Genomic DNA, 21,901 nt, shown 5'->3' on the forward strand with positions numbered 1-21,901 from the left:
TGGTCGGTGGGCGGGTGCCGGCCCGTGCCGCCCTCCGCCGCTCCGGGGGCTCAGTCCGCCGCCAGGGCCGCGGCCTCCTGCCGGAACAGGTCGCGCAGGGCGCCCAGCAGCGGGCGCCGGTCGTCCGCCCGCCACTGCATCTCCAGCGGCAGGGTGGCCCGGCCCTCCAGCCGGACGGTGGTCACGTCCCCGGTGAGGTGTCCGGTCATCGAACCGGGCACCAGCGAGAACGCGCGGTTGCGGGCGAGCAGGTACAGCCGGGACCCGACGATCCGTGGCGGGCTGACCAGCACCGGCGGGTCGACGCCGCGCTCCGCGCAGAGGCCGAGGACGTGGTCGTGGTAGCGCGGGTGCTGCTCGCGCGGCCACGACAGCAGCGGCAGGTCGCCCAGTTCGGCGAGGTGCAGGGCGGCCCGGCCGACCAGCGGATGGTCCCGGCCGAGGGCGACCCGCACCGGCTCGTCGGCGAGCCGCTCCAGACGGTAGCCGGGCGCCTCGTCGAGGAACCGGCCGAGGCCGATGTCGGCCAGTTCGGCGGCCAGGGTGGCGGAGACCTGCCCGGTGTCGACGGCGAGTTCGGCGGTGGTGAGGGCGGGCAGTTCCAGCTCGGCCCGGCTGACGACGGCGGGGAGCAGCCGGTTCACCACGCTCGGCGAGGCCACGATCCGGGCCGTCCGCAGCCGGGACTCCTCGTGCAGCCGCACCCGGGCCAGCAGCGCCTCCGCCTGCCCGAGCAGCCGGCCGCTCTCCGCGGCCATCACCGCGCCGGCCCCGGTGAGCGCGACCGACCGGCGGCTGCGGTCGAACAGCTCGACGCCGACGGCCCGCTCGAGCCGGGCCACCTCCTGGCTGACCGTCGGCTGCGAGATGTGCAGCCGTTCCGCGGCCCGGCCGAAGTGCAGCGTGTCGGCGACGGCGAGGAAGACCTCGAGCTGACGCAAGGTGAGACCCATGCCCGAAGACTAGTTCGCGCCCGTGACCGATAGCCGGGAGGCTATCGGAAGCCCCGGGACTCATTCTGGATTCCGATGCGGACGGTCCATACGCTGAACGGCACGTCGCCCCGTCCCGGTGGCACCTCACAGGAGGACCGCATCATGACCGGACTGCCCATCAGCACTCCCGAGGCCGGCGGCCCCCCGCGGGCCGTCCACGTGGCGGACGAGGTCGCCCGGGCCGTGGCCGACGGCCGGCCCGTCGTCGCCCTCGAGTCGACGATCTTCACGCACGGCCTGCCGCGGCCCCGCAACCTGGCCGTCGCGCTGGCGGCCGAGGCGCAGCTGCGCGACGCGGGCGTCGTGCCGGCCACCATCGGCGTGCACCAAGGGGTGCCCACCGTCGGCCTGACCACCGAGCAGATCACCGAGCTCGCCGCGACCGACGGCCTGGACAAGGTGAGCCTGCGCGACCTGCCCGTGGTCGCCGCGTTCGGCCGGCACGGCGGGACCACCGTCGCCGCCACCGCCTTCCTCGCCCACCGCGCCGGCATCCGGGTGTTCTCCACCGGCGGCCTGGGCGGCGTGCACTTCGGCGCGTGCGAGAGCTTCGACGAGTCGGCCGACCTGACCACCCTGGCCGCCACGCCCGTCACCGTGATCAGCGCGGGCGTGAAGTCCATCCTCGACATCCGGGCCACCCTGGAGCGCTTCGAGACCTACAACGTCCCGGTCATCGGGTACCGGACCCGCCGGTACCCCGGCTTCTACGTCACCGACTCCGGCCACGAGATCGCCTACCGCGTCGACTCGCCCGAGGAGGCCGCGCGGGTCATCGACGCCCGGGACGCCCTCGGGTTGCCGCAGGCCGTCCTGATCGCCAACCCCGTCGACCCGGCCAAGCAGCTGCCGCCGGACGAGCTGGACGGCATCCTGGCCCGCGCCCGGGCCGAGGCCGAACGCCGGGGCATCACCGGGAACGCCGCCACGCCGTTCCTGCTCGACCACATCCAGCGCGACACCGGGGGCCGCAGCCTGGAGGTCAACGTCGAGGTCTACCGGGGCAACGTCCGGCTCGGCGGCGAGATCGCCACCGCCCTCGCGGCGGCCGCGAAGACCGGGGCCTGACCGTGCTCGGGGTGCTCGGCGACCTCGTCGAGGACGTCGTCGTCTGGGTCGACGGGCCGCTGCGCCACGGCACCGACTCGCCGGCCCGGGTGTTCCGGCGCCGCGGCGGCAGCGCGGCCAACGTGGCGGGCTTCGCCGCCGGGCGGTGTCCGGCCCGGTTCCTCGGCTGCGTCGGCGACGACCCGGTCGGCGACGCCGTGGTGGCCGAACTGGCCGGCCACGGCGTGGACGTGAGGGTACAGCGGCGCGGCCGGACCGGCAGCGTCGTGGTCCTGATCGACCCGGACGGCGAGCGGACCATGCTGCCCGACCGCGGCGCGGCCACGCTGCTGGAACGGGTGCCCGACGCGTGGCTGGCCGGCCTGACCCACCTCCACGTGCCCGCCTACTCCTTCGACGGCGATCCGGTCGGCCGCACGGCGGTGGACGCGCTCGCCCGGGTCCGCAGGGCCGGCGGCACCACCTCCGTCGACGCCTCCTCCACCGGGATGCTGGAGCGGTACGGGCGGGAGCGCTTCCTCGCCCTGCTGGCCGGGCTGGCACCGACCTTCGTGTTCGCCAACCGCTCCGAGTCCGAGTTCCTCGGACTGCTGGCGGGCGGGCTGCCGGGGCCGGAGCGGGCCGGCCTGCCGGCCACCACGGTGGTCACCAAGGCGGGCGCCGAGCCGACCACCGTCGACGCGCCGGGGGAGGAGCTGCGCACCGTACCGGTGCCACCGGTGAGCGAGGTGCGCGACCTCACCGGCGCGGGGGACGCCTTCGCCGCCGGGTTCCTCGCCGGGTTCCTGGAGACCGGCGACCTCTCCGGGGCGGCCGCGCTCGGGCACCGCACGGCGGCCCGGGTGCTCGCCTCGCCGGGGGCCTCGTTCGCCGGGGGGTGAGCGGGGCGGGGTGGGTCGGGGAGGGACGGGCCGGGGTCGTTCGTGGCGGGGCGGCCGTCGCGGCGCGGGGTGGTGCGGCTCAGCGCAGCGCGTCCTTGCGGAGGAAGCGCTTCAGCCGCTGCCACGGCCAGGTGTTGATCACGTCCTCGGCGGTGAGCCCGCCGCGCTGCGCCGTGCCCACGCCGAAGCGCGGGTAGGCGAGCTGGCCGGTGGCGTGGGCGTCGCTGTCGATCGAGAATCGGACGCCGTGCCGCTTCGCCCGCAGCACGTCCTCGTCGCGCAGGTCGAGGCGCTGCGGGGAGCTGTTGACCTCGATCGCGGTGCCGGTGCGAGCGGCGGCCGCGAACACCGCGTCCAGGTCGACGTCGATCGGCCCGCGCCGGCCGATCCGCCGGGTGGTGAGGTGGCCGATGACGTGCACGTACGGGTTCTCGCAGGCACGGATCAGCCGACGGGTCTGGGCGTCGCGGCCGGCCGTGAAGTGCGAGTGGACGGAGGCCACGCAGACGTCGAAACCGGCCAGGAAGTCGGCCGGCCAGTCCACCCCGCCGTCCGGGCCGATGTTCAGCTCGGTGCCGTGCAGCAGGCGCAGCCGGCGGTGGCGGCCGGCGAGGGCGCGCAGCCGTTCGCGCTGCGCGAGCATCTTCTCGTCGGTCATCCGCTGCATCACCAGGTCCGGGGCGTGGTCGGTGACGGCGTAGTACGAGTAGCCGCGGGCGGCGGCGGTGTCGACCATCTCCTCCAGCGTGGCCAGTCCGTCGGTCAGGTCGGTGTGCGTGTGCAGGTCGCCGCGCAGGTCCGACTCCTGTACGAGGTCCGGGAGTTCGCCGCGCAGGGCGGCCTCGATCTCGCCCCGGTCCTCGCGCAGCGGCGGCGCGATCCAGGGCAGGCCGAGCGCCGCGTACACCTCCTCCTCGGTCGCCGAGACCACCTTGGCCCCGCCGTCGACCTCGAACAGCCCGTACTCGGAGAGCTTCAGCCCGGCCCGGACGGCCATCGTGCGGAGTCTGACGTTGTGCGCCTTCGAGCCGGTGAAGTAGAGGAGCGCCGCGCCCCAGTCCTCCTCGGGGACGACCCGCAGGTCCACCTGCACGCCCCCGGTGGTGCGCACCGAGGTCTTGGTCGGCCCGCTGCCGATCACCTCGGCCACGTACGGGAGTCCGGTCAGCGCGGCCATCAGCGGCGCGGAGTCGGCGGCGGTCGCCAGCACGTCGATGTCGCCGACCGTCTCGCGCATCCGGCGCAGCGAACCCGCGTACGCACAGCGGGTGCAGCCGGGGACGGCGGAGAGCACGGCGACGAGCTGTTCGGCGAGCTCGGTGGCCGCGTCGAGCAGGCTGCGTCCGCCGGACTGCCGCATCACCTCGATGCCGTGCAGGATCTTCTCGCCGCTGCGCTCGCCGAACCCGGCCACGTCGGACAGCCGGTCGGCGCGGACCGCCTCGGCCAGGTCGTCGACGGAGGCGAGGCCGAGGTCGCGGTGGAGGGCGAGGGCCCGCTTGGGGCCGACGCCGGGCACCGCCATCATCTCCCGCACGCCGGGCGGGATCTCGGCGCGCAGCTCGTCCAGGGCGGTGATGCTCCCGGTGGACAGGTACTCGGCGACCTTCTCGGCGGTGGACCTGCCGACCCCGGGGATGCGCTGCAGGCCCTTGGCGTCCAGGCCGGCGAGGTCCTCGGGGTGGCCGCCGACCGCGCGGGCGGCCTTCTCGTAGGCGCGGGCCCGGAAGGCGTCCCCACCGGTGATGTTGATCAGGTCGGCGTACTCCTGGAGCAGCTCCCGCACCTGGTCGTTGAGCCGGGGCATGGGGTCAGTCTAGGTCCTGCCCCGGGACCCGGCCCGGGACCCGGCCCGGGGCGCGGTCCGGGCCGCCGCCGCCCGCCGCCGGGCCCTCCTGCGCGGGTCCTCCGGTACTCCTCCACGAGACCTCCACCGGGCCGCCGGGTGCGGTCCGGAGGGTCCCGGGGCCGGTCGGGCCCGTTCCGACGGGCCGCCCCGCCGGTCGGCGGGTGCCCGACCGGCCGCTCGGCGGGGGCGGCGCGCGGCCGCCGGCCCCCGAGCCGGATTGTCACCGGGGCGGGGGAGGCGCAGGCTGGCAGGAGGGCCTGGGAAGCGGCCCGCAGCGGTGGGCCGCCGTACCGGGGACGGCCGCCGGAGAAGCACGAGGGGCAGGGCGATGGCACGCGGGAAGCTCTGGGGCTACGTCGCGTCGGGGGCCCGGGCGCTCGGCGCCCGGGGCGTTCCGGGACGGGCCGGCGGCGGGGCGGTGGACGAGGCCCCGGGGCCCTTCCACCCGGGGGCGATGGCGGGGCCGCGGGCGCTGTCCGGGCCGGAGCTGGAGCGGCTGGGCTGGACCGGCCGGCAGAGCGGCTGCGAACCGCGGGCACGGCACGTCCAGGTGGCCGAGGTGGTGCGCCGGGTGGTGCGCGGCGGCGGCCGCGCCGCGGCCGTGACGGTCCGGGTCGCGCCCGGGCTGCCGGTGGTGGCCGGGGACGCCCGCCGGCTGGAGGCCGCGCTGGCGGGCCTGGTCGACCACGCCGTCCGGCGCAACCCGCCGGGCGGGCGGGTGCTGGTCCGGGCCGAGGTGGCGGGCGGGCCGGGGCCGGCGGCGGACGAGCTGGTGGCGGCGGGGCTGGGCGCGGCGGCCCGCCCGCGCGGGCGGGTGGAGATACGGGTGTCCGACCGGGGGACGGACGCGCTGCCCGAGGCGCGGGAGTGGCTGCTCGCGGGCGTGCGCCCGGACGGGCCGGTCGGGCCCACGGTGCACAGCCTGGTGCTGGCGGCGGGCGGGCGGGTCGCGGTCGAGCCGACGCCCGGCGGCGGGCTGACGGTGGTGCTGTTGCTGGCGGTGGCGCACGACTGAGCCGGGGGAACGCCGCGCCCGCGGGGAAGCCGGCCGCCGGGAACCTGACTGCGCGGAAGCCGGCCGCCGGGGAGCGAACCGCAAAGAGGCCTTCGCAAAAAACCCTTTGCAAAGAGTCCTTTGTGGTCGTACGCTCCTGCCATGACCGATGAAAGCGGCTGGAAGCACAGCGACGACCCGCACGCCGTCCTCACCGCCAGGGGCATGCGGGCGATGGCCCACCCCGTGCGGATGCAGCTGGTCGGGCTGCTGCGCAAGCACGGGCCGTCCACCGCGACCAGGCTGGCCGAACAGCTGGGCCTGAACTCCGGGGCCACCAGCTACCACCTGCGCCAGCTCGCCGCCGCGGGATTCGTCGAGGAGGATCCGGAGCGCGGCAACGCCCGCGAGCGCTGGTGGCGGTCCTCGCACCCGCTCACCGTCTGGACGGGCGACGAGCTGGCCGACGAGGAGCCCGACACGGCCGTCGGCTTCCTGCGGTCCGTCCTGGCCGCCCACACCCTGCTCGGCCAGCGCGCGCTGGACGCCTTCGAGACGATGCCGCGCGACTGGCGCAGGACGGTCGACCTGAGCGACCTCGTGCTGCTGATCACCCCGGACGAGGCCGAGCAGCTCTCCGCCGAACTCTCCACCGTGATCGGCCGGTACCGCCGGGTCGACACCGCCGGTCCGGCGCCGGAGGGCGCCGAGCCGGTGGCCGTGGTCCTGCACGTGCTGCCCGAGCCGCAGGCCGAGCCCGCGGCGGAGGAGCCCCGATGACCGCCGCCGCGACCACCGGGGCGGCCACCGCCGCGCCGTCCGCGCGCAGCCTCCGCCCGCTGGCCGGGGTGCTCGCCGCCACCGCCGTCTCCCTGACCGGCACCCGGATCTCCGCGATCGCCCTGCCCTGGTTCGTCCTCGCCACCACCGGCAGTGCCACCATGACGGGCCTGGTCGCCTTCGCGGAGATGACGCCCTACGTCCTGGTCAAGGCCCTGACCGGGCCGCTGGTCGACCGCCTCGGCCCGCGCGTGGTGTCCTGGACGACGGACGCGGTGAGTGCGGTCGCCGCCGGCCTGGTCCCGCTGCTGCACGCGCAGGGGCTGCTGCCGTTCTGGCTCCTGCTGGCGGTGGTCGCGGTGATCGGCGCGATGCGGGGCCCGGGGGACCTCGCCAAGTCGGTCATGGTCCCGGAGGCCGCCGACGCCGCCCGCGTGCCGCTGGAGCGGGCCACCGGGCTGTCCGGGGTCACCGAACGGCTGGCCTCCACGGTCGGGCCGGCGGTCGGCGGCGGGCTGGTCGCGCTGACGGGCCCGATGGCGGGGCTCGCGGTCAACGCGGCCACCTTCGCCCTCGGCTCCCTCGTCATCGCTCTCGCGCTGCCCCGCGGCATGGGCCGGGCGGCGGTCCCGGCCGCCGCGTCCGGGAGCCCGGCGGGGAGCCCGGACGGGGGCGCTGCCGAGGGTGCTTCCGGGGGTGTTCCCGTGGCGGAGGAGGCCGAACGGCCCGGCTACTGGCGGATGTTCCGGGAGGGCCTCGCCTTCCTGCGCTCCGAGCCGCTGCTGCTCACCGTGATCGTGATGGTCGGCATCACCAATCTGCTCGACGCCGGGTTCATGACGGTCCTGGTGCCGGTCTGGGCGCGGGAGTCCGGGAACGGCCCGGCCGCGATCGGCCTGACCGCCAGCGCGATGGGCATCGCCGCCGTGGCCGGCAGCCTGATCGCCGCGGCCGTCGCCCACCGGCTGCCCCGCCGGGCCGTCTTCTTCGCCGGGTTCCTGCTGGCCGGGGCGCCGCGCTTCCTGGTGCTCGCCGCCGGTGCACCGATGTGGGTGGTGCTCACGGTCTTCGCGGTCGGCGGGTTCGGCTCCGGGTTCCTCAACCCGATCCTCGGCGCCGTCCTCTTCGAGCGGGTGCCGCGCCACCTGCTCGGCCGCGTCCACGCCCTGGGCGACTCCCTCGCCTGGGCCGGGATCCCCCTCGGCGGTCTCCTCGCCGGCGCGGCGGTCGCCCTGGTCGGCCTGATACCCACCCTGGTCGCCGGCGGTCTGCTGTACTTCGCCACCACCAACCTCGCGGGCCTCCGCCCGGAGTGGCGCGAGATGGACGGCCGCCGAGACCGCGACCGGGACCGCGGCTGTGACGCGGAGGTCCCGGCCGGCCGGGCCGAACGGGAGACGGTGCCGGTCCACTGAGCCGCGGCCGGCCCCGGGCTCCGGTCGGCCGTGCGGCGCCGGGCGCGCCTCCGTGGGGCCGTGTCGGCGGAGCTCCGGGCAGCCGGGCGGGGGTGCAGCGGCCGTAGCCCGCCGGAGGGGCGGCGGGGGCGGTCAGCGCGGGGCGGTGGCCCGGGGGGAGCCGCTCGCGGTCGTCCGCGGCGGTGCGGCCCGACCACTGCAGGAGCAGGAGGCTCACGACGGCGGCCAGCGCGCACCAGGTGGAGACGAAGGCGAGGCGCCAGAGCAGGGCGCAGAGCACGGCGCCCGCGCCGGTGAGCAGGCCGAGGCGGCGCAGCAGGCGGTCGCCGGAGGCGAGGAGGGGGCCGATGGTGGCCAGCAGGTAGCCGGAGAGCAGGAGGGCGGGGTGCGGGACGCCGATGCCGTAGCCGAGGGTGTGGCCGTGCTCGGCGGCCGTCACCGGGTGGGCCGCGACGGCCACCGCGAGCGGCACGGCGACGGCCGCGCCGAGCACGGTGAGCACGGCCAGGACGGGCCCCGGTCGGCCGCGGCGGGCCGGACCGGCGGAGTGGTCCGATTCGGTGGCCGCGCACCACACACCGACGGGTACGAGCACGGGCAGCAGCGGCAGCGCGATCACCGCCCAGGCCGTGCGCGCCGCACCGCCGACGCCCTCGGGCAGCCCGCCGTCCGCATCGAGCCAGACCAGCGCCTCGATCGGCTGGTGCGTCCCCAGGACGAGGGGCAGCGAGGCCAGGAGGAGCCGCCGCGGCCGGCCGGCCCGCCGGGCACGGATCAGGCAGAGCACCCCGACACCGGCGATCACCCCACCGGCCACGGCGTCCGCCCGGGCGCTCCAGCACATCGGCCCGGCCCGCCTAGCCGGCTTTCCTGCTGCTGCCGCCACCGCCGGGGTCCTGGTCCCCGGTTCCGTCCTGCTTCCCGTTCCCGTCCCGGGTCCTGTTCCCGTCCGGGGCCTTGCGGTACGGCGTACCGTCGGAGCAGCCCTCGCCCGGTGCGCCCGGTGCGCCCGGTGCGCCCGGTGCGCCCTGTCCGTCCGGTGCGCCGGGTCCGTCCGGTCCGCTCGCGGCGGACGGCCCGGTGCCCTCCGGTGCGGCGGGGACGGCTCCCGGCGTCTCGCGGGCGCTCCCCGGCATCGCGGGGTGGCGTCCGATCACGATCACCCCGATGACGATGGCCACCAGCCCGGCCGCCTCCCACGCCAGCGCGCCCGGCGTCACCCGCAACCGGTCGCCGAGGAAGCCGACCGCGCAGGCGATGCCCGCGATCGGCTGGGCGGCGGTCAGCGCGGGCAGGGACATCCGCAGCGGTGCGGCCTCGAAGGCGCTCTGCACCAGCAGCAGCCCCACCACGCCCGCCGCCGCCACCGCGTACGGCTGCCAGCTGCGCAGCACCGCGTCCAGCCCGTCGTGGTCGAGGCGCTGCGTGGTGGTGCGGGTGAGCGCGTCCTGGAGGCCGTAGAGCAGCCCGGCGGCCAGCGCCAACAGGGTCGCCTCCTCGAACAGCGGCAGCCGCCGGGCCAGCGAGACCAGCAGCAGGGTCAGCCCGACGACCGTGCCGACCACCAGCCAGTGCCGCAGCTCCCCGGCCGGAGCCCCGCCGCCGGTCGGTCTGCCCGCCACGATGAAGGCCGTCACCCCCAGGCCGAGCAGCAGCACCCCGGCCCAGCCCGAGCGGCCGAGGCTCTGACGGGTCAGCACCCGGGAGAGCGCCATGGCGAACAGCAGGTTGGTCGCGAGCAGCGGCTCGACCAGGGACACCTCGCCCTGGTTGAGGGCGAGCGCGGACAGGATCAGGCCGCTGACCATGAAGCCCGTGCCGAGCAGCCACTCGGGCATCCGCATCAGGTCCAGCAGCAGCCGCCAGTGCAGCAGGTCGGCACGGGGCGCCCGCTGCGCCGCGTGCTGCTGGAGGACGAAGCCGAGGCCCAGGCAGCAGGCGGCGCTGAGAGCGAGGAGGAAGACCGCCACGAAGGGACCACCCGGTTGTCGCTGCCGGCGCCGCGCCGGTGGGGTTCCGGGGCCGGTCGGCGGTCGCGGCGCGCTTCCGTCAGCGTACCGCCGGGGCGGCGGCGGGGCCCGGTCGGCGGACGGTCGGCGGTGCCCGTCGGGCCGTCCGCCGCCGCGCTTGCCGCCACGGGCGGGACGGGCGCACGCTGGTGTGAGCGGCCGCCACGGCTCACCGTCCGTGCCGGTCCCGACAGGCGTGGAGGGGGCCGCCGCCAGGAGGTGTGGGATGCACAACCAGTGGGACGTGGAGCTGAGCTTCGAGGAAGACGGTGTGCACACGGCGTGCGACGCCAGGCTGACGGGCGCCCGGGCGCCGGGCCTGAGCGCCCACGGCGAGTCCGTGAAGAGTGCGGACGACCGTCCGCTCGCCAGGATCGGCGAGGAGGTCGCCGCCTCCCGCGCCCTGGAGGCGCTGTCCCGCAAGCTGCGGGCCCAGGCCACCGGGGAGATCGACGACGAGGGGCACCGCCCGGGCTACCTGATCTACTGACGCCTCTCGGCAGCCGGCCGGTCGGCCGGCGCCGCGGCCCGTACGGGGGTGCGGCCGCGCCGCCCGGTCGGCGGTCGGCCGGTGGCCGGGGGGTGGCCGGTCGGCGGCGGAAACCCACTCGTCGGCCCTCCGGCCCCCGTGACAGCATGCCGGCATGACCCTCCCGTCCCCCGACGACCGGTTCGTGAGCACGGCGCTGTACTCCGTCTCCGAGGACGCCTGGCACCTGGAGCTGCACCGCGTCGACGACGCCGGCGCCCTGGTGCTGGCGGTGGTCCCCGACGAGGATCCGGCGCAGCAGCCGTCGGTGTCCTTCGCCACCCGGGGCTGGCCGTCGGAGTCCTTCTGGGACGTGCCGTACGAGGTGATGCGCTGGTTCATGGACCAGGTGGACCAGCAGGTCCGGGAGTCCCGCGGCTGGATGGGTCTGCGGCCCGAACTCGTCGCGGTCGTCCACCGGTTGCGCGAGGAGCACCGGGGCTGGATCCTCGACGAGGACCTGCCGGGAGTCCTCGCGGAGCTGCGCGCCACCGTCCCGGAGGCCGAACTCCCGACGGTGCTGGAGGCCGCCTTCGGCCGCACCTCCTGAGTGCCGAGGGACACGATGAGTCGGTACGCGTCGGTGGGTCGGCGGTGTCCTCCTCCTGAGTCCTCAGGACCGGACGCCCGGACCAGCGGCTTCCCGGAGCTTCCGCCGGAGCCGGGCCGCCGTGACCGCTGACACCTGAGGAGCGCGGCGGCCCCGGGGTGTGCCGATCGGGAGCCGGGGTGCACAGGGTGGCGGTTCGGGGCCCGGGTGTCCGGTCAGGCCGGTGGCGTGGCGAGGAACGCGGTCAGCCGTCGGTTGACCTCGGGGGCCGCGGCCATCGGCAGGTCGTGGTGGGAGGCGTCGGGGAGGACGTCCACCGTGGAGCCGGGCAGCGCGCGGCGGGCGGCCTCGGCGACCCGGTGGGCGTCGTGCACCCGGCTGTGCTCGGCGAGGAGGGTGAGGGTCGGGGCGGCGAGGGTGCGCAGCCGGTCCGGGGTGGGGCGGGGGCCGGTGACGACGCGGGAGGCGGGGAAGTCGGCGTGGCCGAGGGCGTACACCTCGCGCCAGGCGGGGTCGAGCCGGGCGCCGCCGGTCTCCCAGTCGAGGAAGCGGCGGGCGCGGTCGGCGCTGCGACCGGGCAGGAACAGGGGCAGGGCGTGCAGCAGGTAGCCGGGGCGGAAGCCGGCGAAGCACTGGGTGGGGTCGAGGAGTGCGAGCCGGTCGACGCGGTCGGGTGCGTGCAGTGTGTACTGGAGGGCGATCCAGGCGCCGTAGGAGTGGCCGCAGAGGTCCGCCCGCGGGACGCCGAGGCCGTCGAGGACGGCGTCCAGCCAGCCGAGCAGTCCGGGGAGGCCGGCGAGGGCGGGCCCGTCGTGGACGCTGCGCCCCGGGTCGCCGATGAGGTCGACGGCGAGGACGCGGTGCCCCGCGGCGGCCCAGGAGCCGGCGTTGGCGGACCACAGGGTGGAGGTGGCGCCGCCGCCGTGCAGCAGGACGAGCGGGCGTCCGTCGGCGGGGCCGCAGGCGTTGATCCGGGTGGTCCCGTGCCCGGTGCGGACGGTGAGCGGCTCGACCGGGACGGGCCAGCGGTCCAGCAGGGCGTCGTAGGCGGCCAGGAAGGGTGCCGTGCGGTCGGGGGGTGAGGTGCGGGTCGAACGACGGCCGGTGCGGGCGGAACGGGCGCTGGATGCGGACAAGGCGAGCCTCCGCGGGCAGGATGCGGGCAGGATGGGTCTGCTGCTGATCACTCGTTGCACAAGTATCTCGCTGAGCGAGAGAATACCGGCACACACGTGCCCGAGGAGGGACGAGAGGGTGTCCGAGGCCGAGGAACCGATGCGACTGGTCCACCTGCTGCGCGGTCTGACAGTCGAACTCGACCTGTTCGGGGCCGAGTTCGCGTCCCGCAACGGCCTTCATCCGACCGATCTGCGCGCGCTCGTCCACCTGCTGGACGCGGCTCGGGCCGGCCGGGTGGTGACCCCGGGGCGGCTCGGGGAGGCGCTGCGGCTGAACTCGGCGGGGACCACCGGCCTGGTGGACCGGCTGGAGCGGCTCGGCCTGATCCGCCGCGAGCGGGACCCCGAGGACCGGCGGAAGGTCAGACTGGTGGTCGAGGAGCGGGCGGTGCGCCTGGGGGAGGAGTTCTTCGGCGGGCTGATCGGTGATCTGGTCGGGGCGATGGGGCGGTTCGACCCGGCGGAGCTGGCGACGGCCCGACGCTTCCTGGAGGTCATGACCGAGGTGGTGGCCGCCGCCAGCCGGGAGTGAGCGGGGAACGCGGGGACCGCGGGGACCGTCAGAACCAGTCCCAGCCGTAGTGCGGTCCGGGGTGGTCCTGGCGCAGCAGGCAGATGTTGGGATCGCGGGGCGGCTCCGGCCCCTCGAACGGTCCGACGGCCGGGCAGCGCGGGGCGACCTCGACCAGGTACTCGGGCCAGGAGGCCCAGTGCAGGTCGAAGCCGACGCCCTGGACGAGCGCGGAGTGGATGCCGTTGTGGCCGCCGGCGAGGTCGCAGCGCAGTCGCGGCTCGATCAGGAAGGCGCCGCGCGGGACGGTGTTGTAGTGGTCCACGTCGACCTGCGGCACGGTGACGACGGAGGCGCAGTGGTGGAACTCGGCTTCGCGGGTGTCCGGTTGGCTCATGGGCGCCAGCATTCCACCGGGAGCGCGGCGCCGACCGGGGTTCCGCGGTTTTGTCCGGTGCATGAGGGAAGACCGTCGCGCAGCGGACGGGTTCCGGCCACTTTCGCGTCACCCGCCGCTTCTGCGTCACCCGCCGCTTCTGCGTCACCCGCCACGTCCGTGCCGGCCGGCGGCGTCCCTGCGTGCCCGTCAACTCCGTTCCACCGGAAGGGTGGTGGTCCTCAGGCCGGGCCGAGGGACCAGCTGATCACCGACAGGGTGGCCATCGACGCCAGCGTCGACCAGAGCACCGCGTCCCGGGCGAGCCCGGTGGCCTGCCCGTACTCGCGGGCGTAGACGTAGACGTTCTGTGCGGTGGGCAGGGCGGAGAACAGCACCACGGTGAGCAGTTGGTGGGCGGGCAGGTGGAGCAGCGGCCCGGCCACCGCGAACGCGACCAGCGGCTGTGCCAGCGTCTTGACCGCGACGCTCAGCCCGACCTCCGCGCGGCCCGAACGGCCCGCGGCGGGTGGGCGGTTGTGCAGCGAGATGCCGAGGGCGACCAAGGCCGTCGGCACGCCGGCGCCGCCGAGCAGCTCGCAGGAACGATTCAGCTCGGCGGGCAGGTGCAGCCCCGTGGCGGAGGCGACGGCGCCGAGCGCGGTGGCCAGCAGGATCGGGTTGCGCACCGGGAGGGTGAGCAGCGCGCGGCGGCCGGCGGCGCCGCCGTCGAGCACGGCCAGGACGGCGGGCGTGACGAAGAGGATCTGGAACAGCACGACGGGCGCGACGAAGGAGGCGTCGCCGAGCACCTGAACGGCCACCGGGATGCCGAGATTGGCCGAGTTGACGTACCCGGCGGCCATCGCGCCGATCGCCGCCTCGCCCGCCTTGCGGTGGAACAGCAGCCGTGCCGCCAGCAGTCCGAGTCCGGTCGCGACGGCGGTGCCGGCGGCGAAGGCCAGCATCGAGGGGTTGGCGAAACGGTCCAGCGGGGTGCGGGAGATCATCAGGAAGAGTGCGGCCGGCATCGCGACGTGGAACACGAACCGGCTGAGCACCGCCTCCGCGTGCGGCCCGAGCAGCCCGCTCCGGCCGACCAGGTAGCCGATCCCGGTCAGTGCCCAGATCGGGGCGAAGCCGGACAGCAGGGGATGAAGGGCGGGCATGGTTCCTCGGATCGCTCGGACGGGTCTGCCGGACGGGGAGGGGGTCGCCCGCCCCGCGGCAGTAAACCAGTGCGTGCGAACCGGCCGGGCAGGGGCCCGGGCCCGGGCCGCCGGCCCCGGCGGGCGGGCCGGCGGGGACCTACGATGAGGCGATGGAGCCCGAATACCTGAGCCTGGCCGAGGTGGAGAAGATCGCGCGGCGCGCGCACGAGGGGCAGGTCGACAAGAACGGCCACCCGTACGGCGAGCACATCGCGGCGGTCGCCCGGGGGACGGCCGCACGCGGCGGCACCGAGGAACAGATCGCGGCGGGCTGGTTGCACGACACCGTCGAGGACGACCGGCTGAGCCGTGAGTGGCTCGCCGGGGCCGCGTTGCCCGCGGCCACCAAGGTGATCGTGGAGGCGCTGACCCGCGGTGACGACGAGCCGCTCGAGGAGTACACCGCGCGCATCCTGGCCACGCCGGGGGCGCTGCTGGTCAAGCGGGCCGATCTGGCGCACAACTCGGACCCGGCCCGGCTCGCCGCGCTGGACACCGCGACCGCCGAGCGGCTGGCCGCCAAGTACGCGCGGATGCGGGAACTGCTCGGGCTCACCGGCGAGCTCTGACGGGCCGCGCCCCTTCCACCGCGGGAGGGTGCGGTACCCCGTCAACCGCGGGAGGGCCCGGGCCACGCGGATCGCGCGGGCCCGGGCCCTCTCGGGTCACCCCGGTGGTCCCTGTCCGACCCCCGGGGTGAGGGGGAAGGTGGCCAGGAAACGGGTGGTGGTCGGTGAGCCGATCCTGTCGGCTTAGTACCAGTGGTGGTTCTGCCAGAACGCCCAGGCGGCGTTCGGGCTGCCGTAGCGGGAGTTCATGTAGTCCAGCGCCCACTTGATCTGGGTGGCCGGGTTGGTCTTCCAGTCGGCGCCGGCCGAGGCCATCTTGGAACCCGGCAGGGCCTGCGCCAGGCCGTACGCGCCGGAGCTCGCGTTGGTCGCCTTCACGTTCCAGCCGGACTCGTGGGAGATGATCTGGCTGAACGAGGCCAGCTGGTTGGCCGGGACGATCTGCGCGGCCAGGGCCTGCGGGGAGGCGGTGGCGGCGTTCGCGGTGGCGGGCAGGACGCCGGCACCCAGGGCGGTCAGACCGGCGGCGCCGGCAAGAATTGCGGCGGACGTACGCATACGGAGCTTGAAAGCGGGCATGAAGAACTAGACCTCAATCAGGTTGGGCCGGGTCACACCCCGTCTCGGACCGTGGCCGGACAGGGGCCGTATCGGTCGCGGGGCGTGACTCGGCGATAAGCCGCTGACCGGCGGGACAGGAGCCGGTGCGGCTGGCGACGGAGCAATTGTTGCCAGACCGGATCGCCCGCCGCCAAGACCCCCTCGTTACGACCCCCGGTCGTACGGGCGGGGTGGGCCGTGGATTCGAAGGGTCGGCCGCGCGTGGGCGCGCCGACCCCATGTGAGCTGCGCGGATGTCCCGCCGCGGAGGGGTGTCCGGGCAGCCCGGGCGCTTCGTCGCGGCCACTACCGGCCGTCGTAAACGGGATTCCTCTGTGAGCGCACTCACCGAGCGGCCCGTTCCGGCCGTCACCCGCCGATTCGCGGGCGCCACTTTGGGTACAGACGATCTCGGCGCCGCTGAGACCGGCGCCACACCCCGGGTCGGCGAGGGAGGGCCCGGGACCTCCCCCGCGGTGTGGCCCGGGCCTCATCCCTGGCCTGTGCGGTGCGGCCCGGGCGTTGCCCTTTGCGGTGCGGTGCGGTGCGGTGCGGCGTGGCCCGGGCCCCGGGCTCAGCGCAGGTCGCCCAGGCGCCGGTGCCGTACGGCCCGGGCCGCGAGGCGGTCGGGCCCCGGTAGGGCCGCCAACCCGCCGAGTGCCGCTCCGACGGCCTCGCCGAGCCGGGCGCAGAAGGCCTCCGGCTCGTCGGCGGCGTCCGGGCGCTCCTCGACCACCTCGTCCACCAGCCCCACCGCGGCCAGCTGGTGCGCGCCGATGCCCTGGGCGCGGGCCAGCTCGGCGGCGTGCCCGCCGTCCCGGTGGACGATCGCCGAGGCGCCCTCCGGAGGCAGCGGCGCCAGCCAGGCGTGCCCGGCCGCGATCACCCGGTCCGCGGGGAGCAGTGCCAGCGCGCCCCCGCCGGAGCCCTGCCCGAGCAGCACCGCCAGGACGGGCGTGCGCAGTGCCAGCAGCGTGGTGAGGCAGTGCGCGATCTCGATCGCGATCCCGTCCAGTTCCGCCTGGGCGGACAGTTCGGCACCGGCGGTGTCCACCACGGTGACCAGGGGGAGCCCCAGCTCCTCGGCCAGCCGCGCGGTGTGCCGCACGGCCCGCAGGTCGGCGGCGGTGAAGGGCCGCTCGTGGTCCGCGGTCCGCCGCTGCTGCCCGACGACCAGCACCGGCCGGCCGCCGAGCACGGCGAGGGCGCGGACGAGGGCGCCGTCGCGCCCGCCGGGGGCGTCCAGCAGCACCAGGTCCCCGGCGGTGTGGCGCAGCAGCTCGCGGGTGCCCGGACGGTCGGGGCGGCGGGTGCGCCGGACGGAGTCCCAGGCGTCCGGGGGATCGGAGGGGGAGGAAGGGAGAAGGGGAAGGGAGGAGGAGGGAGGGGGAGCGGAAGGGAGGGGGAGACCGGAAGCGGGGAGGGGGGAGGCAGGAAGGGGCGAGGGGGTGGTGGTCAGTACGGCGAGCGTGCGGCGGAGCAGTTCGCGCAGCTCCTGGGGGGCCACCACGGCGTCGACCAGGCCGCGCTCGGCCAGGGTCTCGGCCCGCTGGACGTCGGCGGGCAGCTCCACGCCGCGCAGCTCCTCGTACACGCGCGGGCCGAGGAAACCGAGGCGGGCGCCCGGCTCGGCGAACACGAGCTGGCCGAGCGTGCCCCAGGAGGCGAAGACGCCGCCCATGGTCGGGTTCCGCAGGTAGCTGAGATAGGGGAGGCCGGCCGCGCGGTGGGCCTGGACGGCGGCGGTGATCCGCAGCATGCAGAGGAAGGCCGCCGATCCCTCCTGCATCCGCGTGCCGCCGGAGACCGGCAGGGCGAGCAGCGGCAGCCGCTCGGCGGTGGCGCGTTCGACGGCGCGGGTGATCCGTTCGGCGGTGGCGACGCCGATGGAGCCGCCGAGGAAGCCGAACTCGGACGCCACCAGTGCCACCGGCCGACCGTCGACCAGGCCGGCGCCGGTGAGGACGGCCTCGTCCAGTCCGGTGCGTTCGCGCGCCCGGTCGAGCGAGGCGCGGTAGCCCGGGTCGGCGGGCGGGCCGGCCGGCGGTTCGTCCCAGCGCCGGAAGCTGCCCGGGTCGACCAGCAGTCCGATCAACTGCCGGGCCGTCAGCGGGAGTCCGGCGTCCGTCCCGGTTCCCGTGCCTGCCCTCGTGCCCGTTCCCATGCCCACCCCGTCAGCGGTCGTTGCGGCCCGACATGATCCGCACTCTATGCGGCCGGGCGGGGGCGGAACGGGAGCCGGGGCAAGGTGTGAGGAGGCCGACAGTGCGGCCGGCCGACCGGCGGTTCCGGTTGTTCGACGGCGGTCGGCCCAGGGCGGGCCGGGGCGGTTCGTGGACGGCGCGGGAGTGGTTCGGCCGGGCTCGGGATACGGGTCAAGTCACGTGCTGAACAGCGGAGTTACCTGGTGGTTAATACTTCGCGCGGGGGTTCCGGAGTTGTCGGTGGCTCGCCAGACTGAGGGGCATGACTCGCACTCTACGCGCGTGGAAGTCCCGCGCTGCCGCCGTCACCGCCGTCGCCCTGATGACCCTCGCGCCCGTTGCCGTCGCCACCGACGCGCACGCCGACGTGAGTGGCACGGTGTGTCTGTCCGCCCTCCCCCCGGAGGCGTCCGACACCCTCGACCTGATTGCCACCGACGGGCCGTTCCCGTACTCCCAGGACGGCGTCGTCTTCCAGAACAGAGAGCACGTCCTGCCCGGCCGGTCCTACGGCTACTACCACGAGTACACCGTCATCACGCCGGGCGCCCCGACCCGCGGCGCCCGGCGGATCATCACCGGCGAGGCCTACCAGGAGGACTACTACACCGGCGACCACTACGCCTCGTTCTCCCTGATCGACCAGGGCTGCTGAACCGCCCGGCGCGCTCGCCCCGAGCCGCCCGGGCCCGCCCGCACCTCCGCTCGGACCTCCGCCCGCACCTCCGCTCGCGCCTTCGCTCGACCGGACGCCGGGCCGCCCGCAGCCGGCGGCCGTAGGCCGAGCCCTCCGATCCCGGTGGCCCCGGCACACTTCCCCGCCGAGGCCGCCGGGCCGGATGCCCGGGGCGCCGGGAGCCCCGGGGGGCCGGTCGGGCGCCGCCCCGCCCCGGCGCCGCACGCCCGGCGGCGACCGTCGGACACGCGCTAGGGTCGGGGCATGGCACCGAGCAGCGCGAACCCCCCGGGACGGCTCCGGCGTGACGCGCAGCGCAACCGCGACCTCCTGCTCGCCACCGCCCGCGACATGTTCGCCCGGCACGGACTCGACGTCCCCCTGGACCAGATCGCCAAGCAGGCGGGCGTCGGCAACGCCACCCTCTACCGCCACTTCCCGACCCGCGAGGCCCTCATCGGCGAGGTCTTCGCCGACGCAGCCGCCGGACTGGCCGGCGCCGGCGACGAAGCACTGGCCGCCGACGACGCCTGGACCGGCCTCGAGGACTACTTCGGCCGGATCTTCGCACTCGTCGCCGCCGACCGCGGCGTCAACGACCTGGTCACCCAGGCCATCCCGGCCATCCCCGGCATGATCGAGATCAGCCGCCGGCACGCCGCCACCGTCGGCGCGCTCATCGCCCGCGCCCAGGAGCAGGGCACCATGCGGCGCGACGTGGTCACCATGGACCTGCTGTTCCTGCTCGGCCCGCTCTGCCGCGCCCTCCCCGCGGCCACCGAACTGCGCCCCGACCTCTGGCGCCGCTACCTCGCCCTGCTGCTCGACGGCTTCCGTGCCCGCGCCGCCCACCCGCTGCCCGTCCCGCCGATCGGCGAGGAACACCTCGACCGGATGTTCGCCGACCTCTGGGACGCCGAGGCGCCCGGCCCCTGAGCCGTCAGGTCCGCGTAGGGAACGCGGGCCCGCGCGTCAGAACCGCGTCAACACCGCACCCGGTGCCCGGCGCACCCGGGTTCGCTGGTTCCGACAGGGCGCGCGATGGCGGCGGTACGGCACGATGTTCGGCAGTGGCAGGGCACGGTACGGCGTTGCGCGTCGAGGGCGAGCGACGGTACGGGTCGCGGCGGAAGGCGGGGACCATGGCAGACATCGGTGGCGGGGGAAGAGGCGGCGCGGCCGGCCGGTTCGTCGTCGGCGTGAGCGGCTCGCTCGGCAGCCTCACCGCCCTCCACCACGCCGTCGCCGAGGCCCGCCGGACCGACGCCGAGGTCCTCGCCGTCCTGGCCTGGATCCCGCCCGGCGACGGGCTCGGCCACCACCGGACGCCCTGCCCGCCGGTCCTCACCGCCAGCCGCGAGGCCGCCGCCACCCGCCTCCGGCAGGTCCTCGACGAGGCGTTCGCAGGCCGTCACGCCGGAGTCCGCCTGCGCTGCCAGACCGTCCGCGGCGACGCCGGGCACTCCCTCGTCCGCTGCGCCGACCAGCCCGGGGACCAGCTCGTCCTCGGCGCCGGCCGGAGCCGGGGCTGCTTCTCCCGCCTGCTGCGCCCCTCCGTCACCGCGTACTGCGTCCGCCACGCGACCTGCCCGGTGCTCGCCGTTCCCCGCTCCCCGCTGCACCACGACCTCGAAGCCCTGGAGCGCGGCCACGACCTGCGCATCCTCTCCGCTGGCGGCTGAGGACCGCCGGGGCGGGGGGCGGGGAGGCGGGGACGGCCGCCGCCGGCCGGCCGGGGCGCAGCTCGAAATCCTGTTGCGGCGGTGCTGCCGCCGGACGATCCTCCCGGCATGGACCTTCCCCAGCAGGTGATCGAACTGGACGACCTGACGCTTCGGCGGTTCGACGCCGAGGCGGACCTCCCGGAGTTCTTCCGGGTCATCGAGGAGTCGCTGGAGCACCTGCGCCCGTGGATGCCCTGGGTCGCCGAGCACAGCCTGGCCAGGACCGCCGAGTTCCTGGCCCGTCGCCAGGAGCTCTGGGCCCGCGGCGAGGCGTTCAGCTACGCGATCGTGGTGGACGGGGCGATCGTCGGCGTCGGCGTGCTGTTCCGCGGCGCGGAGGCCCCGGGCGAGGGCCTCGAGATCGGCTACTGGTTGCACCCCGCCGCCACCGGACGCGGCCTTGCCACCCGGACCGCCCGCGCCCTGGTCGACCAGGCGTTCCGCCTTCCCGGCGTCGACCACGTCGAGGTCGTCCACGACCCGGTCAACCGCGCCAGCGGTGCCGTCCCGGCCCGCCTCGGGTTCACCGAACGCCTCCGCCGCCCGGCCGAGCACCCCGCCCCGGGCGGGAGCGGCGAGGAGCTGGTCTGGCGGCTGACCCGCAGCCGCAGCGATGCCTCCGCCGCCGCGGAGGCGCGGTGACGGTCCCCGGCCTGGAGTTCCGGGGACGGTGCGGGGGCGTGTCCTGACCGGCCCGGGCGGGAGGCCCGGGCAGCAGGCCCTAGCGGAGGCCGGCCGCCTCGGCGAGGACGGCCGCGGTCCGGCGGCCGGCGTGCAGGACGCCCGGGTCGTCCGTCGGGAGGCAACGGCCGGCCCCGGCGTCATAGGCCGTCATCACCACGCCCGCGTGGTCGGTGGGGAGTTCGAGCAGCACGGCCGCCGGCAGGGCCTCGGCGAGCTTCCGGGTGTGCTCCGGGCCCACGACCTCGTCCTCGGTGCCGTGCACCAGCCACACCGGCACGGGGGAGGGGGCTGCGGCCAACCGGTCGAGCGGGGCGTCGCCGGTGACGGCGGAGGGGCGGGCGTAGCTGGAGGAGATCCCGACGGCGGCGACGGGACGGGTGCCACCGGAGGCGTCCGGACGGGTGGCCACGGCGACGGCCTCCCGGCCGCCCAGCGACCAGCCGGCCAGGACGAGGCGCTCCGGGTCCCCGCCGTGGGCGGCGGCCTCGCGGCGGGCGCACGCGAGCGAGGCGAGCAGCTCGGCGCGGCCGCCGTCCGGCCCGTCCGAGCGCCAGTCCGGCACGAACACCAGCAGACCCAGCGCGGCCGCCTCCCGGGCGAGCGGCCGCAGCACGTCGCGTTCGTCGGCCCCGCGGCCGTGCCACAGCAGCACCACGGGAGCCGGCCCGGCGGCACCGGCCGGCGGGCGGTGGACGTCCATGAGCCTGTCGTCCGCGTACGGAACGACCTCGGGTCGAATGCTCGTCATGCGGGGTTCCCCTCCGGTTCTGCGCCTGGTCACGGAGCTGGTACTGTACTTCTCGTTGCGAGGGAGATGATTCCTCGTCAGGCGTCAGTGGTGCTACCAGAGCACGTCCTACTTTCAGTAGGGAGAGTCCGTGCGACCCGGGCCTGGCGCTCTATTCCGGACGGGGTCCGGTGCCTTTCGGGGTGCCGGGCCTTTTCCGTTTTTCCGGGGTGGATCGGGCGGCTTGGGCATTTCGGTGTTCGGGTGTTAGTGTTCTTCTCGTTGCGAGGGAGATGATTCCTCGTCAGGCGTCAGTGGTGCTACCAGAGCACGTCCTACTTTCAGTAGGGAGAGTCCGTGCGACCCGGGCC

General features: G+C 75.9%; 21 protein-coding genes and 2 pseudogenes. 13 read left to right on the top strand and 10 right to left on the bottom strand.

Annotation, left to right across the window (positions count from 1 at the left end; genetic code table 11):
- Nucleotides 1–50: 50 nt before the first annotated feature.
- A complete protein-coding gene (locus AB0N04_RS20765) occupies nt 51–953 on the bottom strand; it encodes a LysR family transcriptional regulator (RefSeq protein ID WP_360211474.1) in 903 nt (300 codons plus the stop codon).
- Nucleotides 954–1,097: 144 nt separating this feature from the next.
- Between AB0N04_RS20765 and AB0N04_RS20770 the strand changes: the two genes are divergently transcribed.
- Both AB0N04_RS20770 and AB0N04_RS20775 read left to right on the top strand, forming a co-directional pair.
- Nucleotides 1,098–2,063 (top strand): pseudouridine-5'-phosphate glycosidase, encoded by a 966-nt coding sequence (locus AB0N04_RS20770; protein ID WP_360211472.1) that lies wholly within the window; start codon nt 1,098–1,100, stop codon nt 2,061–2,063.
- A gap of 11 nt (nt 2,064–2,074) precedes the next feature.
- Complete coding sequence (locus AB0N04_RS20775) at nt 2,075–2,944, top strand: PfkB family carbohydrate kinase (RefSeq protein ID WP_360211470.1); 870 nt, start codon at nt 2,075–2,077, stop codon at nt 2,942–2,944.
- Nucleotides 2,945–3,023: 79 nt separating this feature from the next.
- Here the strand turns inward: AB0N04_RS20775 and polX are convergent, their stop codons facing one another.
- A complete protein-coding gene (gene polX, locus AB0N04_RS20780) occupies nt 3,024–4,751 on the bottom strand; it encodes a DNA polymerase/3'-5' exonuclease PolX (protein ID WP_360211468.1) in 1,728 nt (575 codons plus the stop codon).
- Nucleotides 4,752–5,121: 370 nt separating this feature from the next.
- Here polX and AB0N04_RS20785 point away from each other — a divergent pair, with 370 nt between their 5' ends.
- The 3 genes from AB0N04_RS20785 (at nt 5,122) to AB0N04_RS20795 (ending at nt 7,982) form a co-directional block, all read left to right on the top strand.
- Nucleotides 5,122–5,808: an ATP-binding protein gene (locus tag AB0N04_RS20785; protein ID WP_360211466.1), complete on the top strand. Its 687-nt coding sequence runs from the start codon at nt 5,122–5,124 to the stop codon at nt 5,806–5,808.
- Nucleotides 5,809–5,949: 141 nt separating this feature from the next.
- Nucleotides 5,950–6,567: a helix-turn-helix domain-containing protein gene (locus AB0N04_RS20790; protein ID WP_360211464.1), complete on the top strand. Its 618-nt coding sequence runs from the start codon at nt 5,950–5,952 to the stop codon at nt 6,565–6,567.
- Entirely contained in the window at nt 6,564–7,982 is a 1,419-nt protein-coding gene (locus tag AB0N04_RS20795) for an MFS transporter (protein WP_360211462.1), read from the top strand. The genes AB0N04_RS20790 and AB0N04_RS20795 overlap by 4 nt, the downstream gene beginning before the upstream one ends.
- A 229-nt stretch (nt 7,983–8,211) precedes the next feature.
- On the opposite strand, the pseudogene AB0N04_RS20800 reads toward AB0N04_RS20795, so the two are convergent.
- Both AB0N04_RS20800 and AB0N04_RS20805 read right to left on the bottom strand, forming a co-directional pair.
- Nucleotides 8,212–8,826 (bottom strand): annotated as a pseudogene (locus AB0N04_RS20800) (DUF6629 family protein); the annotation flags it as partial.
- Nucleotides 8,827–9,112: 286 nt separating this feature from the next.
- Nucleotides 9,113–9,952: pseudogene (locus AB0N04_RS20805) on the bottom strand (DMT family transporter); the annotation flags it as partial.
- A 265-nt stretch (nt 9,953–10,217) separates the two neighbouring features.
- Between AB0N04_RS20805 and AB0N04_RS20810 the strand changes: the two are divergent.
- Together AB0N04_RS20810 and AB0N04_RS20815 are read left to right on the top strand one after the other, a co-directional pair.
- A complete protein-coding gene (locus AB0N04_RS20810) occupies nt 10,218–10,481 on the top strand; it encodes a dsRBD fold-containing protein (RefSeq protein ID WP_360211460.1) in 264 nt (87 codons plus the stop codon).
- 154 nt (nt 10,482–10,635) lie between these two features.
- On the top strand, nt 10,636–11,070 hold the full coding sequence (locus tag AB0N04_RS20815) for a hypothetical protein (RefSeq protein WP_360211458.1): 435 nt from the start codon (nt 10,636–10,638) through the stop codon (nt 11,068–11,070).
- 215 nt (nt 11,071–11,285) lie between these two features.
- Here AB0N04_RS20815 and AB0N04_RS20820 read toward each other — a convergent pair whose 3' ends face one another.
- On the bottom strand, nt 11,286–12,206 hold the full coding sequence (locus AB0N04_RS20820; protein ID WP_360211456.1) for an alpha/beta fold hydrolase: 921 nt from the start codon (nt 12,204–12,206) through the stop codon (nt 11,286–11,288).
- A 139-nt stretch (nt 12,207–12,345) separates the two neighbouring features.
- On the opposite strand from AB0N04_RS20820, the gene AB0N04_RS20825 reads away from it, so the two are divergent.
- Complete coding sequence (locus tag AB0N04_RS20825) at nt 12,346–12,780, top strand: MarR family transcriptional regulator (RefSeq protein ID WP_360211505.1); 435 nt, start codon at nt 12,346–12,348, stop codon at nt 12,778–12,780.
- Nucleotides 12,781–12,808: 28 nt separating this feature from the next.
- On the opposite strand, the gene AB0N04_RS20830 is transcribed toward AB0N04_RS20825, so the two are convergent.
- Complete coding sequence (locus tag AB0N04_RS20830; protein WP_360211454.1) at nt 12,809–13,156, bottom strand: hypothetical protein; 348 nt, start codon at nt 13,154–13,156, stop codon at nt 12,809–12,811.
- A gap of 221 nt (nt 13,157–13,377) precedes the next feature.
- Nucleotides 13,378–14,304 (bottom strand): AEC family transporter, encoded by a 927-nt coding sequence (locus AB0N04_RS20835; protein WP_360211452.1) that lies wholly within the window; start codon nt 14,302–14,304, stop codon nt 13,378–13,380.
- A 152-nt stretch (nt 14,305–14,456) separates the two neighbouring features.
- Here AB0N04_RS20835 and AB0N04_RS20840 point away from each other — a divergent pair, with 152 nt between their 5' ends.
- The gene (locus AB0N04_RS20840) at nt 14,457–14,915 is read left to right on the top strand and encodes an HD domain-containing protein (protein ID WP_360211450.1); all 459 of its coding nucleotides are present in this window, start codon (nt 14,457–14,459) and stop codon (nt 14,913–14,915) included.
- Nucleotides 14,916–15,098: 183 nt separating this feature from the next.
- On the opposite strand, the gene AB0N04_RS20845 is transcribed toward AB0N04_RS20840, so the two are convergent.
- Both AB0N04_RS20845 and AB0N04_RS20850 read right to left on the bottom strand, forming a co-directional pair.
- The gene (locus tag AB0N04_RS20845) at nt 15,099–15,473 is read right to left on the bottom strand and encodes a transglycosylase SLT domain-containing protein (RefSeq protein ID WP_360211448.1); all 375 of its coding nucleotides are present in this window, start codon (nt 15,471–15,473) and stop codon (nt 15,099–15,101) included.
- Nucleotides 15,474–16,089: 616 nt separating this feature from the next.
- The gene (locus AB0N04_RS20850; RefSeq protein WP_360211446.1) at nt 16,090–17,679 is read right to left on the bottom strand and encodes a carboxyl transferase domain-containing protein; all 1,590 of its coding nucleotides are present in this window, start codon (nt 17,677–17,679) and stop codon (nt 16,090–16,092) included.
- 362 nt (nt 17,680–18,041) lie between these two features.
- Here AB0N04_RS20850 and AB0N04_RS20855 point away from each other — a divergent pair, with 362 nt between their 5' ends.
- The 4 genes from AB0N04_RS20855 to AB0N04_RS20870 all read left to right on the top strand — a co-directional run bounded on the left by AB0N04_RS20855 (nt 18,042) and on the right by AB0N04_RS20870 (nt 20,761).
- Entirely contained in the window at nt 18,042–18,374 is a 333-nt protein-coding gene (locus AB0N04_RS20855; protein ID WP_360211503.1) for a ribonuclease, read from the top strand.
- 285 nt (nt 18,375–18,659) lie between these two features.
- Complete coding sequence (locus AB0N04_RS20860) at nt 18,660–19,331, top strand: helix-turn-helix domain-containing protein (RefSeq protein WP_360211444.1); 672 nt, start codon at nt 18,660–18,662, stop codon at nt 19,329–19,331.
- Between the two features lie 206 nt (nt 19,332–19,537).
- Nucleotides 19,538–20,077 (top strand): universal stress protein, encoded by a 540-nt coding sequence (locus tag AB0N04_RS20865; protein WP_360211442.1) that lies wholly within the window; start codon nt 19,538–19,540, stop codon nt 20,075–20,077.
- 108 nt (nt 20,078–20,185) lie between these two features.
- Entirely contained in the window at nt 20,186–20,761 is a 576-nt protein-coding gene (locus AB0N04_RS20870; protein WP_360211440.1) for a GNAT family N-acetyltransferase, read from the top strand.
- A 79-nt stretch (nt 20,762–20,840) separates the two neighbouring features.
- Here AB0N04_RS20870 and AB0N04_RS20875 read toward each other — a convergent pair whose 3' ends face one another.
- Nucleotides 20,841–21,551, bottom strand: coding sequence for an alpha/beta hydrolase (locus AB0N04_RS20875; protein ID WP_360211438.1), 711 nt, complete (start codon nt 21,549–21,551; stop codon nt 20,841–20,843).
- Nucleotides 21,552–21,901 lie beyond the last annotated feature (350 nt).

It is taken from the genome of Kitasatospora sp. NPDC051702 (assembly GCF_040681575.1).
Lineage (GTDB): Bacteria > Actinomycetota > Actinomycetes > Streptomycetales > Streptomycetaceae > Kitasatospora.

Bases quoted from the DNA above. Each gene is read 5' to 3' on its own strand.
- AB0N04_RS20765 (WP_360211474.1), bottom strand. From the start codon at position 953: ATGGGTCTCACCTTGCGTCAGCTCGAGGTCTTCCTCGCCGTCGCCGAC.
- AB0N04_RS20770 (WP_360211472.1), top strand. From the start codon at position 1,098: ATGACCGGACTGCCCATCAGCACTCCCGAGGCCGGCGGCCCCCCGCGG.
- polX (WP_360211468.1), bottom strand. From the start codon at position 4,751: ATGCCCCGGCTCAACGACCAGGTGCGGGAGCTGCTCCAGGAGTACGCC.
- AB0N04_RS20785 (WP_360211466.1), top strand. From the start codon at position 5,122: ATGGCACGCGGGAAGCTCTGGGGCTACGTCGCGTCGGGGGCCCGGGCG.
- AB0N04_RS20790 (WP_360211464.1), top strand. From the start codon at position 5,950: ATGACCGATGAAAGCGGCTGGAAGCACAGCGACGACCCGCACGCCGTC.
- AB0N04_RS20795 (WP_360211462.1), top strand. From the start codon at position 6,564: ATGACCGCCGCCGCGACCACCGGGGCGGCCACCGCCGCGCCGTCCGCG.
- AB0N04_RS20810 (WP_360211460.1), top strand. From the start codon at position 10,218: ATGCACAACCAGTGGGACGTGGAGCTGAGCTTCGAGGAAGACGGTGTG.
- AB0N04_RS20815 (WP_360211458.1), top strand. From the start codon at position 10,636: ATGACCCTCCCGTCCCCCGACGACCGGTTCGTGAGCACGGCGCTGTAC.
- AB0N04_RS20825 (WP_360211505.1), top strand. From the start codon at position 12,346: ATGCGACTGGTCCACCTGCTGCGCGGTCTGACAGTCGAACTCGACCTG.
- AB0N04_RS20830 (WP_360211454.1), bottom strand. From the start codon at position 13,156: ATGAGCCAACCGGACACCCGCGAAGCCGAGTTCCACCACTGCGCCTCC.
- AB0N04_RS20835 (WP_360211452.1), bottom strand. From the start codon at position 14,304: ATGCCCGCCCTTCATCCCCTGCTGTCCGGCTTCGCCCCGATCTGGGCA.
- AB0N04_RS20840 (WP_360211450.1), top strand. From the start codon at position 14,457: ATGGAGCCCGAATACCTGAGCCTGGCCGAGGTGGAGAAGATCGCGCGG.
- AB0N04_RS20845 (WP_360211448.1), bottom strand. From the start codon at position 15,473: ATGCGTACGTCCGCCGCAATTCTTGCCGGCGCCGCCGGTCTGACCGCC.
- AB0N04_RS20850 (WP_360211446.1), bottom strand. From the start codon at position 17,679: ATGGGAACGGGCACGAGGGCAGGCACGGGAACCGGGACGGACGCCGGA.
- AB0N04_RS20855 (WP_360211503.1), top strand. From the start codon at position 18,042: ATGACCCTCGCGCCCGTTGCCGTCGCCACCGACGCGCACGCCGACGTG.
- AB0N04_RS20860 (WP_360211444.1), top strand. From the start codon at position 18,660: ATGGCACCGAGCAGCGCGAACCCCCCGGGACGGCTCCGGCGTGACGCG.
- AB0N04_RS20865 (WP_360211442.1), top strand. From the start codon at position 19,538: ATGGCAGACATCGGTGGCGGGGGAAGAGGCGGCGCGGCCGGCCGGTTC.
- AB0N04_RS20870 (WP_360211440.1), top strand. From the start codon at position 20,186: ATGGACCTTCCCCAGCAGGTGATCGAACTGGACGACCTGACGCTTCGG.
- AB0N04_RS20875 (WP_360211438.1), bottom strand. From the start codon at position 21,551: ATGACGAGCATTCGACCCGAGGTCGTTCCGTACGCGGACGACAGGCTC.